Source organism: Trichocoleus desertorum AS-A10 (assembly GCF_039962155.1).
In the GTDB taxonomy this organism is placed as follows: domain Bacteria; phylum Cyanobacteriota; class Cyanobacteriia; order FACHB-46; family FACHB-46; genus Trichocoleus.
In genome coordinates this window covers 51,852-65,589 of the sequence record NZ_JAMPKN010000022.1, presented here as the reverse complement: position 1 = coordinate 65,589, position 13,738 = coordinate 51,852, and the positions used below count along the sequence as shown (strand labels likewise).

The following is a 13,738-nucleotide window of genomic DNA, read 5'->3' as shown; positions in this document are numbered from 1 at the left end:
TCGATATCGACGGGAGGAGCCGCGATGAAGGCAATGATGAAGCAGATGGTGGCGGAGAGCAGGGTGGGGATCATCAGGACGCCGAACCAGCCTACATAGAGGCGGTTGTCGGTGCTGGTAACCCAGTTACAGAACTGCTCCCACAGGTTGGCGCTTTCGCGTCTCTGTAGAGTGGTAGTCATGTCTGGATGAGTGCTTAATGAACTACAAAATGATGCGTGGATGTTTACTCCACTTAAGTCTTAGGTTAGACGATCTATTTAATTTTGTAAAGCAGTTTATGAGTATTAATTGTTGAATATTTAACTTTTATTTACAAATACCTCCGTTTGATTGGCACCTCCTGTTTTAGCGATCGCTGGGGAAAAGATCCAGCTTTAAGGTGGCAACTGCTTGCTTCAGGTCTAAAGCTAAGTAACGATCTACTGGTTGATAAGTCCAGTACAGAAGGCTTTGAGGTGCTTGACAAGTCTTATGAAATCCGATCGCTGGCTGTAACTCTTCGTAAATAGGATGAATCGCAAGTGCGTAAATGTCGCATAAGTTGGGGAAGTCTTCCTGCATAGCCACTAAGGTCTGCCGACCATCCTCCAAGAATTGATACATCTGTTGCCGCTGCATGTAAGGCGGATCAATCATCCAGGAGCGGACAAAAATAGAGGTGCAGTCTGGATCTCCTGGAGTAGCGATCTTAAATGGGTCAACTTCAGTGCTGGTTGTGAGGTAAAGGCTCTTAGTGGGTGGCAGGAAAAAATTAACTTCAGATTCACTCGCAACGGGAAATAGGATGTTAATCCCAACGGCAGTCAAGTTGTCACATCGACGCAGCACCCGCATCCCCTTGGGATATTGTTGAGCCCAACACCGCAAAATTTTGGCAATTTTCTGAGGCGCGATCGCGGAAGGGTCTTTGTCCATCCACGAGTAGTTACGCGCCAATAAGCTGGCAATAGGAATCGTATCGGTTCTGGGGTTAAAGGCGTCTGGTAAAACCTCGGGCAAGCTTGGGTCTTTTGGTGGAGGAGGTGATGGTAAGGGCCGAATGCCAATGCAGATGGTGTGACCATCAAACTTTTTTTCTATCAGACCTAAAGCTGCTAGGCGATCGATCATCATGCCAGCCGCGCGATCGCTCCCTCGTTCTGTTTTGCTGTAAAACAGTTCAGCTGCCTCACGGTGAGTGCAAGGTACTAGCCCTTCTAAACTCCCTAAGGCAGTTAAGGAAGCTTTAGGCATCTGCCCCAACTGAAATTGTTGTTTGAGAAATAGATAAGCCCATAACTGCACCAAGCACTCAGCCCGTCGCTTTGTTAACCCAACTCGACCGATTCCCATCCATTGGGAAACATAATGTTGCTGCTGTTGTACCGGAAACCATTGGTCTAATAATTCAGGTTTTAGGGAGGAGACAGTTTTGTCTACACTGCGTCCCTCAGCGATCAGCTTAGAGCGGCTATCAAAGTTAATCATTCAGCAATACCTGAGTCGGCAGAGTTTTAAAGGATTCGGCGCTGGCAGGATAGGGCTTAAACAAAAGAGCACCCTAACGAGTGAGTCTTGAAAAGGCAATTCAGTTGAAAATCTAGACTATAGGAAAGCCAAAAAAGGTTTAGTAGCTACTTCCTGCGCTTAGGGGATAACAGCTCAAGGTTGCCCTAGGCGCTGTTATAGCTGAGATAAGCCGCTGACAAATCTAGTGCGGCCCCAATCTTTTTGCTTAATTGACACTATTATTCCGCAATTTCTCTATCGAGAAAGGAATTGTAACGGAAAACTTCACCTCACTTCACCCTGGTTCACCTCGTTTCAGCGTGGTTAGTTGCACTTCAGGATTCTGGTGCTGCCTACTAGCTGCTCATTGCATGTTCATTCTTAGAGCGCGCAGAATAGCGGCATGATTTGAGGCACACCCCCATGACAGCCCGTCTACTTCCTAATCCCGTAGAGGCTCAATTCCTCAAGACTGCATCGCTCAATCATTACTTCCTTAACAGCCAAATCTTCACCAGACGCACCTTCAAACCCCCTATGGAGCGAAGAGATGAAGTGCCTACAGCTAGCACATCGGTTTTGGAGATGCTCTGGAGTACTCTGTTGGAGGCTTTGCCTCAAGGAGTAGTGGTGCTCTCTCGTAATATGCAGCCACTTTATCTAAACGAGAGAGCTAATCATCTGTGCCAACTTCTAGCTTCAGGCGATCGCCAACCTGCTAGCCCACCGTTAGTGATCTCAGAAATTGGCCACCGCTTGTTAAAAAATGCTAGTTCTACCAAGCAACCTCTCGTTGTCGAACGCCAAACTCCTCAGGGGCATCTGATTCGCATCCGAGCTAGCTGGCTACAAGTGAACCCGACTGATGGCGTTGCCAGTTCAGCTAACGATTCTCAGTACATTTTGGTGATTTTAGAGAACTGCACTGAGGTACTGCGAGAAGAATTACAGATTGAGCAAAAAAGATACGACCTGACTGAACGCGAAACCGAAATTTGGATGCTGCTGCGGCAGGAATACAGCTATCAAGAAATTGCTAAAACATTACGCATCAGCTTGAACACGGTCAAAACTCACGTCAAAAACGTTTATGCCAAAAAACGGAGCTGCCAAGGGCGAGAACAGGTTGTAGTGTTTTAAGCAATGATTTATAAGACTAAGCGAGTAAGACTCAGCAAGGGCAGCTAGACTTCTAAGTTGCTTGTCCTTGCTGCTGAATCTATGCCTCTACCCACAACAGCCACCGTTACTTATAGTCCTGCTTACACTTTAGTACCCACTTATGAGTGCTTTAATCGTTGCGCCTACTGCAATTTTCGAGTTGATCCAGGAGAGGATGTTTGGTTGTCTTTGAGCGAAGCTGAAACTCAATTGCGGCGAGTTCGCTCTCAAGGTGCTATTGAAATTTTGCTGCTCAGTGGTGAAGTGCATCCGCGCAGTTTGCGGCGAGTTGACTGGCTGCAACGAATTTCTGATTTAGCGGAATTGGCTTTATCTCTGGGACTACTGCCTCATACTAATGTTGGGCCTCTAACTTTTGAGGAGATGTCGCAGCTAAAGGCTGTAAATGTTTCTATGGGGTTGATGCTAGAGCAAGTTACCCCAAAGTTATTAGAAACCGTACATCGCCATGCTCCTAGTAAAGTTCCTCAACTGCGACTGCAACAGTTGGCTTGGGCAGGGGAACTGCAAATCCCTTTCACAACAGGATTATTATTAGGCATTGGTGAAACTCCAGGCGATCGCTGGGCAACCCTAGAAGCGATCGCACAGCTACAGGAGCGCTGGGGACATATTCAAGAAGTAATTTTGCAACCTCATAGCCCAGGCCAAAGCCAAGTTTGGCAGGGGGCTACCTTCGCCGCAGCAGAACTGGTCGAGGTAATTGCAACAGCTCGGCAGATTTTACCTAACAGCATTACTTTACAAATCCCTCCTAATCTAGTGCAGCAACCAGACTTACTATTGGCTTGCTTAGCAGCGGGAGCGAGGGACTTAGGTGGAATTGGGCCGCGAGATGAAGTGAACCCCAACTATTCCCACCCAGAAGTAGAAACTTTAACTGCGATCTTGGCCCCAGAGGGCTGGCATCTAGTACCCCGCTTGCCGGTTTATCCTAAGTATGATCATTGGCTACCAAAGCGATCGCAGACGCTAGTACAGCAGTGGCGTTCTACCTTACAAACCCAAGTTGGCGATGGCCACTCAAATTGAAGCGGCTGCTCAGATCTAATCTCTGAACAGCCTACTTGCATTGGTATTTATCTAGCAGGTTTGGCGATCGCCGTCCCTAACTTGCTGAAATTATTTAGGAGTATCCTTCAAGACATCCTTCAATGCGGTGCGAGCCGCTAGATGATTTCGCGTGGAAGTGAGGATTTCTGCTTCCCGTTCTAACCTAGCTACCGTATCTTGCATTTCTAAAAGAGCTTGCTGCTCACCCGCAACACCGTATAGATTACTAGCTACCCAGTGGGAAAGTTCTAGCGGTAGATCAGGAATACTTTCCGGTAGTTCGATAACCTGACCTGTGAGCTTGGCTGAAAGATGAACCACGTCGCGAAGCAATTGCTCAACTTCAGTCGCTAAAGGTTGTAAGTTTTGTTCGGTAGGCTGGTCTTCTATCCACTCTACAAGCCCTACCCGATAAGGCTTTTCTCGGACATATTCTAACACTCGAAACCGTTGTTGTCCCAATGTCCATATCTTCATACGGTCATCAGGCAAGCGTTGAAATTGAAGAATTTCAGCACAGCATCCTACCAGAGCAGGTTTTCCTTCAACCGGGTCCCACATCAACACTCCGAAGCGGCGATCGCCCTCCAGAATCGTGTTCATCATGATGCGGTAACGGAATTCAAAAATGTGCAGAGGGAGAGGCCGACCGGGAAACAGAACTACTTCTGGCAGGGGAAATAGAGGAAGTTCTCGAACCGCAATTGATGAGGAGGATGCCATTGTCTAAAGATTAAGAGACAGTGCTTCTGTCTCTACTCTATCCCATATAAGGGAGTCATCAGGGCACCACCAAAAGTTTTCCGTAGAAACCTATTATTTGAACTTACTTAAATTGCTCAGAACGCAAAGGCAAATTAATAAGAATAAGAAGCCCCTCAAAGCTCATGCCTCACGCTTTAAGGGGATAAAACCAACACTAATTTGATCTGGCCCAATGTTTTGAGGCGTAGGCTAGCAAGGTCAAGACCAAGTTTTTCCAACCTCTATAGAACTTCCCTAGCGTTACTAGAGCTTGACTTCAATATCAACGCCAGCTGGTAGATCTAGCTTCATCAAGGCATCGATAGTTTTTGAAGAAGGCTGGTGAATATCAATGATGCGGTGATGTGTCCGAGTCTCAAAGTGCTCTCGGGAGTCTTTGTCTACGTGAGGCGATCGCAGGAGGCAATAAATTCTCCGCTTGGTTGGTAAAGGAATCGGTCCAACCGCTGTAGCGTTTGTGCGATTTGCAGTATCAACAATCTTTTCGCAAGAAGTATCCAAGAGACGACGGTCAAAAGCTTTGAGGCGGATACGGATTTTTTGCTGCTGAATAGTTGCCATTTTGGATTTATTCGAATTTTCGAGGTTCTACGGTCTGAAAAATAATCTGTATAGCAGAGTGCTATGCCAAAAAAGCGGGAGCAGAAAAGCATAATACCGAAATGGCACTTCTTTTCTGCTCCTAGATCATCAATAACAGAGAGTTACTTGAGGATCTTAGAAACGACACCCGCACCGATAGTACGACCACCCTCACGGATAGCAAAGCGCATACCTTGCTCAATCGCGATCGGGTTGATTAGTTCTACAGTCATCTTGATGCGATCGCCAGGCATGATCATTTCAGCTTCACTACCGTCATCGGAAGTAAAGGTGGTGATGGTGCCAGTTACATCAGTGGTACGAACATAGAACTGAGGACGGTAGCCAGGGAAGAAAGGAGTGTGACGACCACCTTCTTCTTTCTTCAAAACATACACTTCAGACTCAAACTGAGTGTGAGGAGTGATGGACTTGGGCTGAGCAATTACCATGCCCCGCTCAATATCAGCTTTCTGAATACCACGCAGTAGTAGACCCGCGTTGTCTCCTGCCATCCCTTCTTCAAGGCTCTTCTTGAACATCTCAATACCCGTTACAGTGGTGCTGCGAGTGTCCTTGATGCCCACCAATTCAACGGTGTCACCAACCTTGATTTTTCCGCGTTCAATCCGGCCAGTTGCGACTGTACCACGACCTGTGATGGAGAATACGTCCTCTACCGCCATCAGGAAGGGCTTATCAACTTCACGCTCAGGAGTTGGGATGTAAGCATCAACTTCATCCATGAGTTGGTGAATTTTATCAACCCACTGGTTTTCGCCTCGTTGCGTTTTAGGATTAGCAGTCATGGTTTCTACTGCTTGCAACGCTGAACCAGCAACGATAGGAATATCATCGCCAGGGAAGTCGTAGGAGCTGAGGAGTTCACGAACTTCGAGTTCTACCAACTCAAGCAGTTCTGCATCATCCACCATGTCTTCTTTGTTTAAGAAGACAACCATTGCTGGAACACCTACCTGCTTCGCGAGCAGAATATGCTCACGAGTTTGAGGCATAGGGCCATCAGCCGCAGACACCACTAGGATGGCACCGTCCATCTGAGCAGCGCCAGTGATCATGTTTTTGACATAGTCAGCGTGGCCAGGACAGTCTACGTGAGCATAGTGACGGTTGGCAGTCTCATACTCAACGTGAGCTGTGTTAATCGTAATACCCCGAGCCTTCTCTTCAGGTGCGGCATCGATTTGATCATAATTTCTAGCTGCTGCCTGACCCAAAGCAGCCAGAGTCATAGTGATTGCAGCAGTTAGAGTGGTTTTACCGTGGTCAACGTGACCAATGGTACCAATGTTAACGTGGGGTTTAGTCCGTTCAAACTTTGCGCGTGCCATGGATTATGTGTTCCTCTTCCTGATTATGCGTTCCCTTTACTCTTCGCGATGATTGTTTCAGCCACGTTGCGAGGTACCTCGTCATACTGGCTAAATTCCATCGTAAATGTACCGCGGCCCTGAGTCATAGACCGGATATCCGTGGCATATCCAAACATCTCAGCTAATGGAACCTTAGTGGTTACCTTAGCAATTCCCTGTTCAACTGTTTGACCTTCAATTTGGCCTCGACGGGAAATAAGGTTACCCATGACGGAGCCGAGGAATTCCTCGGGAGCCTCAGCCTCAACCTTCATTACAGGCTCCAGCAGAACAGGGGATGCCTTCATCACAGCTTCCTTAATTGCCATTGAGCCAGCAATCTTAAAAGCCATTTCCGAAGAATCTACATCGTGATAAGAGCCATCTACCATCGTGACTTTAACGTCAATCAGTGGGTATCCAGCCAGAATCCCAGACTCACAGGCTTCTTTCATGCCCTGTTCTGCCGGGGCGATGTACTCTTTAGGTACAGTACCACCAACAATCTTAGAGACAAACTCAAAGCCGCTGCCTGTTTCACCCGGTTGCAGTTCAATCACAACGTGACCGTACTGACCCTTACCACCGCTTTGGCGGATAAATTTGCCTTCAGCTTTAACTGCCTTGCGTATAGTTTCACGGTAAGCGACTTGGGGAGCACCTACATTGGCTTCCACCTTAAATTCCCGTAGCATGCGATCTACAAGAATTTCTAAGTGCAGCTCACCCATGCCTGCAATCACGGTTTGGTTGGTTTCAGGGTCAATACTAACCCGGAAAGTTGGATCTTCTTCCGAAAGCGCTTTAAGGGCCTTGGAAAGCTTCTCCATGTCTTGCTTGGTTTTTGGCTCTACCGCAACCGAGATCACCGGCTCTGGGATGTAAAGAGATTCCAGGATTACAGGAGCATTTTCATCGCAAAGCGTGTCCCCAGTCAAGGTATCCGACAAGCCAGGAATAGCCCCTAAGTCACCAGCACGCAGTTCATCCACATCAATCCGGTCATCGGCTTTCAAGATGATGAGGCGGGAGACGCGCTCTTTCTTGTTTTTGGAGGCGTTTAGGATGTAGCTACCCTTCTTCAAGACACCTGAGTAGACTCTAACGAAGGTTAGCCGCCCGACGAACTTATCGGACATCACCTTAAAGGCTAGAGCTGAGAACGGCTCACTATCGCTTGGACCCCGCTCGACCGTTGAGCCATTGGGCAGTGTTCCTTGAACAGGAGGGATATCCACTGGAGCAGGCAGGTAATCAATTACTGCGTCCAGCATTTGCTGCACACCCTTGTTTTTAAAGGCAGAGCCACAGAGCATCGGAACAATCATTCCAGCAATCGTTCCTTTACGGAGCGCAGCTCGAATTTCCTCTTCCGTTAGCTCTTCACCATTTAGATACTTCTCGGTGAGGGTATCATCGGTTTCCGCAACAGACTCGATCAGCTTCAGACGGAACTCCTCAGCCTGCTCCCGAACTTCCGCAGGAATTTCAGTTTCCTCAATGTCAGTTCCTAAGTCATTTCTGTAAATATGAGCACGCATGCGTACCAAATCTACGAGACCCTTGAAGTTTTCTTCAGTACCAATGGGGATTTGTACTGGAACTGCATTGGCACGCAAACGATCACGGATCTGACCGTAAACCTTGAAGAAATTAGCTCCAGTCCGATCCATTTTGTTGACAAAGACCATTCGAGGGACTTTGTAGCGATCGGCTTGACGCCATACAGTTTCAGATTGAGGCTGAACTCCGCCCACTGAACAAAAGACAGCAATAACACCGTCTAACACCCGCATGGAACGTTCTACTTCAATCGTGAAATCTACGTGACCTGGGGTGTCAATGATGTTGATCTTATATTCAGGCTCGCCTGCCAAGGCCTTAGTCGGGTTTTTAGGGTCGCGACGGGCCCAAGCAGTACTGATTGCGGCAGCAGTGATGGTAATGCCCCGCTCCCGCTCTTGCTCCATCCAGTCAGTGATAGCAGTTCCATCATGGACTTCGCCAATCTTGTGAACTACACCGGAGTAGAACAAAATTCGCTCTGTTGTTGTAGTTTTGCCCGCATCAATGTGGGCAGCAATACCAATGTTGCGTACTCGTTCAAGCGGGGTGGTGCGTGACACGGCTACCTCCTTTGTCTTTGCCGCAAAAATTTGCGCTTCTGTTAGAATTCTATACTTTTGTTGCGGAAACCAGGGTTCGGAGATCAGTACCGATAGTGGGCGAAAGCCTTATTCGCTTCAGCCATGCGGTGAGTTTCTTCACGCTTACGAATCGCGCTACCAGTCTCGTTAGCTGCGTCCATCAATTCATTTGCTAGCTTGCCAGCCATAGTTCGGCCAGCGCGCTGACGAGCAAACTGACTTAACCAACGTAAAGCTAAAGCAGTTCCTCTATCAGAGCGAACTTCCATCGGGACTTGGTATGTTGCTCCACCTACTCGGCGAGCTTTTACTTCAACTAAAGGAGTTGCGTTTCGTACTGCTCTTTCAAATAGCTCTAAGGGATCTGAGCCTGTCCGTTCCTCAATGGTTTTGAAAGCATCATAAACAATGTGGGAAGCAACGGACTTCTTACCACTCTTCATAATCCGCCGCATCATCATGCTGACTAGGCGACTGTTGTATACAGAATCAGGAGGAACAGGACGTTTTTGAATAACAGTACGACGAGACATATTGAGCCTTCAGAGAAAAGATTGCGGAACTACTATTTTGAATGCAATTCGAGATTTATTCAGTCAAAAACAAGCTCGGTAAAGCAAGAAGCAATACGACCATTGTTATAGAATTGGCCAAGCCAAAAGACCGAGATACTTTTCCAGCTTCTCTAAGGCCGTATGCAATAGCCCAGTCTTCCAAGCAAAGCTTGCAACTTACTAATACTTGCTTCTTCAGCTTTAACCGATACGAATGACAAGCTTGGGCTTTACTTTTTAGCAGTAGCACGCTTGGTACCGTACTTGGAGCGACCTTGACGGCGGTCTTTAACTCCAGCAGTATCCAAGGTGCCCCGGATGATGTGGTATCTCACACCGGGCAGATCTTTGACCCGACCGCCTCGAATCATTACTACAGAGTGCTCTTGCAGGTTGTGACCGATACCTGGGATGTAGGCTGTGACCTCAAAACCAGAAGTTAGACGAACCCTGGCAACTTTACGCAGAGCGGAGTTGGGCTTCTTAGGAGTGGTCGTGTAAACTCTTGTGCAAACGCCACGACGCTGAGGGCAACTCTTCAGAGCCGGGGATTTGGTTTTCTTCTGAACTTTCTGACGTTCGCTACGAATGAGTTGCTGGATAGTGGGCATGAGTTATGGCGTGCGCGGCCTTTCGCTGCTTCAACAAACAACAAATTCTAATCTTACCGAGTTAATGGAGTCAATGTCAATTTTTTGGTGAACAATCTCAAATCCTTGAGGCTCAAGCGACGGTCGTGTGTTGCTGAGCTGCCTGCTATATCAGTGCTTGAGTGGTTTTGAGGGAACAGTTCGATTATCAAGTCAAATTGTAACGTTTAGCTGACAGAGAAGGAGTTACCACAGCCACAGCTTTGAGTGGCATTGGGATTGTGGAAGCGGAAGCCGCCGCCCATTAGGTCTTCGGAGTAATCTAAGTTTAAGCCGCTTAGAACGGTTAGGCTTGAGCGAGCGATCGCAACTTGAATGCCGTTGCAGTCATACAACGCGTCATTAAGCCCGACTTCTTCGTCAAATTCTAGAGTGTAGGACATACCCGAACAACCACTTGGCTGTACTCCCAAACGGAATACGGCATCTGGCTTGTGGCACTTCTGCTTGAGACGCAAGATTTCCTTGATTGCGGCTTGGCTGAGCTGGAGCATCATTCACCGAGTTTTTTAGTGACTTTTGAGTAAGTGCTCTAAAAAGAATTTACAGCGCTAATAGTATCCTACTAACGCTGCCAGCTTGCTTAAGTTAATTCAATTTAGAACTTAGAACGCTACTTGATTCACGAAGCTGTACGGGCGTAATCGTCTTGAAAACGCACGATGTCATCTTCGCCTAGGTACTCACCGTTTTGCACCTCAATCAAAACCAAAGGAATTACCCCAGGGTTCTCCAACCGATGACTAGTACATTGCGGTACATAGGTGGATTGATTGCTGCATAAAACTAGCTCTTGATCGCCACAATTGACTCTAGCGGTGCCAGAAACTACAATCCAATGCTCACTGCGATGATGATGCATTTGCAGACTGAGACGATGCCCTGGCTTTACCTCGATTCGCTTAATTTTGTAGCCTCGGCCCTCTTCTAAGATCGTGAAAGAACCCCAGGGACGCAATTCTGTTGCAGCAACTCCCTTGGAAGTAACAGGGGGGGCTGTAGGGAAGGTAGACGCTTGAGGAACTTCTTGAAGCTGGGCCACGATTTCTCTCCTTAAGAACTGCTGGACAGGGATGTTTTAGTCAAGATTGAGAGGGTAAATCTCCAAATCCTAGAAGCCACAAGGTTGGCCTGAAGGCAAACATAGCAAATGTGGTCTGGTTGATGTCACCCATGAGTTAGGCAAATCGGCAAATTTACATCAAGTCTTTACTCACTGCCAGGGAACTTCAAAGCAGCTTCAACTTTTTTCAAAAAAGTGTAGTTAGAAGTACTTATGGCCTGGGTTGGATAAATACTCCAATGCCGTTGTGTACCCGGGCGGCGGTTTGAGGAGGACGATTGAGAATTTGACCACCCAGATACAGGGTTGTAGAACTGCCACCATCTAGGTTGAGGGCATCGATCGCTCCCATTTGTTGGGTCAGTTGAGCCACTTCAGCCAAAGTTGGACCCACCCCTCCGACTCGATTGTGAACCGCCGCTATCATTAGGGTGCCCTCCCCATTCGTGCCGATTACACTGCGAACCGCTCTTTCCTTAACAAAGGCATCGCTGAACTTTTCTGCTTTAGCATCGAGCACAATTTGCCGATTTTGTACTAACAATGGACCCGCACCCATAATTTGGGTATAGCGATCAAAGTCAGCGGGTATAGTTTCACCCTCCAGTCGTACCGCTGTATTAACGGGTAGAGCACTGGCAGCAGCGCGATTGGCCCGTAAGGTCAGCAAATAGCCATCACTAGGGATTGGGAAGACACCTTTATTTGCCCCCTCACCAGGCTGTTGAGCGGTTACTTGGTTGTTGCGAACGGTGACAATGATTTCGTTGTCAGTCAGTGGTGTGTAAGCAGCTCCCCAAAGCGAGGTATAGCGAGCAATGCCTGCCTGAACGTAGCCACTGTTGACTGACAAAACGGGTAGGCGTTGCTGAGTGGAAGTGCTAAGCGTTTCTTGGAGCGTCAGGCGATCGATTTTTACGTCTCCTGCCTCATTCCAAGCGATCGCCCCTCGGTTCAAAATTGGGCTGGATACCCAACGGCCATCTTGCCGAACGGCACCAAGTGGTAACTGGGTTTTGCGATTAAAAAAGCCCCCATTAATGGCGGCGGCGACTTGCCAACGCTGAGCGGTTTGCACGAGGGGAGCAATGCCGACGAGAGAACTGGGGTTGCTCCAGATTGGCCCTAGCTTCAATCCGGGCTGACGCAAGTTCACCGAGAGCCAAACCACAGGAAAACGAGAGCTACCCAGCGTAAGAAACTGCTGTTGCCAGCGTAGCCCTGGAGCCCACAATATATTGCGCTCTATCATAGCGTCGGGTCTAAGGTCGATGATGAGCCGATTCGGCTGGGATAAAGTTGAGAATTGTGGTTGCAAACCCACCGGAATATCCAGGCGCAATGCTAGTTGGTTCTGAACAACTTCCAGTTTTAGAGGAATACCTGACCGAGGTGGAGTTCCTGGGGGAGTGGCAATAGGGCGGGCTGGGGTGTTGCTAGGTATGGGGCGTATAGGTCTGGGCTGGAAACGCTGAATTAAAGCTGGTTCAGCAGCTGCGTTGAGCGTTACAGTCAAGGCTTGGCCTTGCTGATCGACTTGCCAAGGGGTAGGACGGTCTAGATCTACAACAATGCGAGTGCCCCAAGGCTGACGGCCTTGCCGAATAGAGGTCAGTTGCGATGTGGGGGCATTGATAAGAAGCGTACTGCCCGATGTTCTTACTTGCCAACCAGTGCGAGTTGCTAGCTCCGTAATATCTAAATAGCGATATTGCTGACTGTGACGGACGGCTAAGTTGAGTGAGTTCGAAGTGGGGCTAGAGTACCACTGCACGGGCTGTTGTAGAGGGTCATTGGTGTTTAACAAATCCACCCCAGTTGTACGCAGTAAGCCTGTGTCACTAATTCCTGTACGAATTTGATTACTATTAGATTGCCACTGCCCCCAAGCAACGGGCCAAATGCGACCATTGAGAGAAATTTGGGTTCCCTGCTGTAACAATTGAGCAGATGAAGAGGTTGGTGAGGTACTGGGCGATCGCGGAGTCACCGGAGTTGCTTGACTGAGTTGAGCGATCGCAGAGGGTACAGCTCCACTCTCTACTCTGTCTACAAAGGCACCCATTAGGAGGTAGCACAACGCTAGCAGGGGTGAAAGTAAAAATCTTGAAGGAAGATGGAGGGACCGAGGAGCAGGTTTGGCGAGCAACCGCTGAGCGAAGGTTTTAGCGTTAAGCACGATGATTTGAGGAGTCCTGAAACTTTAAACGAGCACTGCCGAGACAAATTCTGACTTCAACGACTGAATTTTAGAGGGCGATCGCGAAGCTCACAGTTTTTTGATCCTTAAGTTTTTACTTCTTGATTTTCCGTAAGGATGACTGAGTTCTTACTCAAATCAGCAGACACCTGAGTCCCTCTATCAGGAAATAGTGACTTCGTTTTTGGTACCAAGTTTCATAATGAAGATATGGGACTATCAGTCGGCATGAGATTGTTGTGTTTAATACAAGCTCTGCTGTAGTCTTTAAAGTTGCTTGAAAAATAGGGAACCAGCCTGGGCAAGAAAAGGCATGTAGTCTGACAACCCGTAAACCCGTAACGGATACGGTAGAGGTTAGGGATTGTCAGATTCAGATACCTTCTATAATATTTTTACTCCAGCTCCCTAGAAAACCCTTAGCGACGGGGGTGTTAGGTACTGTTTCATGGCACCAGTAACTTGGATTCGCGAGAAGAATTTTACCTGTCACCAACACAAATTAAGTGGGGCCAAGGGGTTGAATTAAATAGCTTTTGAAGTTTGCCAGCCATGCTGATGGGAAGCGCAGGTTTGGAGCCAAACCCGTAAAGGTAGTGTCTTGACTTACCTCAAGCTCATGAACCGCCGGAGGGTTAAGTACGTTCTTAAATTTAATAGGGTACGGACTTTGCCTTT

12 protein-coding genes and 1 pseudogene are annotated in these 13,738 nt (G+C 47.9%); 2 read left to right on the top strand and 11 right to left on the bottom strand.

Features of this window, described 5'->3' with window-relative positions:
- Both NDA01_RS22290 and NDA01_RS22285 read right to left on the bottom strand, forming a co-directional pair.
- A pseudogene (locus NDA01_RS22290) lies at positions 1-182 on the bottom strand (photosystem II q(b) protein); the annotation flags it as partial.
- A 166-nt stretch (positions 183-348) separates the two neighbouring features.
- Entirely contained in the window at positions 349-1,470 is a 1,122-nt protein-coding gene (locus NDA01_RS22285; RefSeq protein ID WP_348229686.1) for a hypothetical protein, read from the bottom strand.
- Between the two features lie 444 nt (positions 1,471-1,914).
- Between NDA01_RS22285 and NDA01_RS22280 the strand changes: the two genes are divergently transcribed.
- Entirely contained in the window at positions 1,915-2,631 is a 717-nt protein-coding gene (locus NDA01_RS22280) for a LuxR C-terminal-related transcriptional regulator (RefSeq protein ID WP_190556933.1), read from the top strand.
- A gap of 81 nt (positions 2,632-2,712) precedes the next feature.
- A complete protein-coding gene (cofG, locus tag NDA01_RS22275; RefSeq protein ID WP_348229685.1) occupies positions 2,713-3,705 on the top strand; it encodes a 7,8-didemethyl-8-hydroxy-5-deazariboflavin synthase subunit CofG in 993 nt (330 codons plus the stop codon).
- Positions 3,706-3,795: 90 nt separating this feature from the next.
- Here cofG and NDA01_RS22270 read toward each other — a convergent pair whose 3' ends face one another.
- From NDA01_RS22270 to NDA01_RS22230, 9 genes are all read right to left on the bottom strand, one after another.
- Positions 3,796-4,449, bottom strand: a complete 654-nt coding sequence (locus tag NDA01_RS22270) for an LON peptidase substrate-binding domain-containing protein (protein WP_348229684.1) — start codon at positions 4,447-4,449, stop codon at positions 3,796-3,798.
- Between the two features lie 285 nt (positions 4,450-4,734).
- Positions 4,735-5,052 (bottom strand): 30S ribosomal protein S10, encoded by a 318-nt coding sequence (rpsJ, locus tag NDA01_RS22265; RefSeq protein WP_190437049.1) that lies wholly within the window; start codon positions 5,050-5,052, stop codon positions 4,735-4,737.
- Between the two features lie 143 nt (positions 5,053-5,195).
- Complete coding sequence (tuf, locus tag NDA01_RS22260; protein ID WP_190437052.1) at positions 5,196-6,425, bottom strand: elongation factor Tu; 1,230 nt, start codon at positions 6,423-6,425, stop codon at positions 5,196-5,198.
- A gap of 23 nt (positions 6,426-6,448) precedes the next feature.
- Positions 6,449-8,572, bottom strand: coding sequence for an elongation factor G (gene fusA / locus NDA01_RS22255; RefSeq protein ID WP_190437055.1), 2,124 nt, complete (start codon positions 8,570-8,572; stop codon positions 6,449-6,451).
- 83 nt (positions 8,573-8,655) lie between these two features.
- A complete protein-coding gene (rpsG, locus tag NDA01_RS22250; RefSeq protein WP_190437058.1) occupies positions 8,656-9,126 on the bottom strand; it encodes a 30S ribosomal protein S7 in 471 nt (156 codons plus the stop codon).
- A gap of 251 nt (positions 9,127-9,377) precedes the next feature.
- Positions 9,378-9,758: a 30S ribosomal protein S12 gene (rpsL, locus tag NDA01_RS22245; protein WP_190437061.1), complete on the bottom strand. Its 381-nt coding sequence runs from the start codon at positions 9,756-9,758 to the stop codon at positions 9,378-9,380.
- Positions 9,759-9,964: 206 nt separating this feature from the next.
- Positions 9,965-10,294, bottom strand: coding sequence for a HesB/IscA family protein (locus NDA01_RS22240; RefSeq protein ID WP_348229683.1), 330 nt, complete (start codon positions 10,292-10,294; stop codon positions 9,965-9,967).
- 125 nt (positions 10,295-10,419) lie between these two features.
- Positions 10,420-10,839 (bottom strand): cupin domain-containing protein, encoded by a 420-nt coding sequence (locus NDA01_RS22235; RefSeq protein WP_190556929.1) that lies wholly within the window; start codon positions 10,837-10,839, stop codon positions 10,420-10,422.
- 232 nt (positions 10,840-11,071) lie between these two features.
- Positions 11,072-13,039 carry a phosphodiester glycosidase family protein gene (locus NDA01_RS22230; protein WP_348229682.1) on the bottom strand — a complete coding sequence of 656 codons (1,968 nt, stop codon included), beginning with the start codon at positions 13,037-13,039 and terminating at the stop codon, positions 11,072-11,074.
- Between the last annotated feature and the right edge of the window lie 699 nt (positions 13,040-13,738).

Excerpts from the sequence above, each read along its gene's own strand:
- NDA01_RS22285 (WP_348229686.1), bottom strand. The coding sequence starts at position 1,470 with ATGATTAACTTTGATAGCCGCTCTAAGCTGATCGCTGAGGGACGCAGT.
- rpsL (WP_190437061.1), bottom strand. The coding sequence starts at position 9,758 with ATGCCCACTATCCAGCAACTCATTCGTAGCGAACGTCAGAAAGTTCAG.
- NDA01_RS22280 (WP_190556933.1), top strand. The coding sequence starts at position 1,915 with ATGACAGCCCGTCTACTTCCTAATCCCGTAGAGGCTCAATTCCTCAAG.
- cofG (WP_348229685.1), top strand. The coding sequence starts at position 2,713 with ATGCCTCTACCCACAACAGCCACCGTTACTTATAGTCCTGCTTACACT.
- NDA01_RS22240 (WP_348229683.1), bottom strand. The coding sequence starts at position 10,294 with ATGATGCTCCAGCTCAGCCAAGCCGCAATCAAGGAAATCTTGCGTCTC.
- rpsJ (WP_190437049.1), bottom strand. The coding sequence starts at position 5,052 with ATGGCAACTATTCAGCAGCAAAAAATCCGTATCCGCCTCAAAGCTTTT.
- rpsG (WP_190437058.1), bottom strand. The coding sequence starts at position 9,126 with ATGTCTCGTCGTACTGTTATTCAAAAACGTCCTGTTCCTCCTGATTCT.
- NDA01_RS22270 (WP_348229684.1), bottom strand. The coding sequence starts at position 4,449 with ATGGCATCCTCCTCATCAATTGCGGTTCGAGAACTTCCTCTATTTCCC.
- tuf (WP_190437052.1), bottom strand. The coding sequence starts at position 6,425 with ATGGCACGCGCAAAGTTTGAACGGACTAAACCCCACGTTAACATTGGT.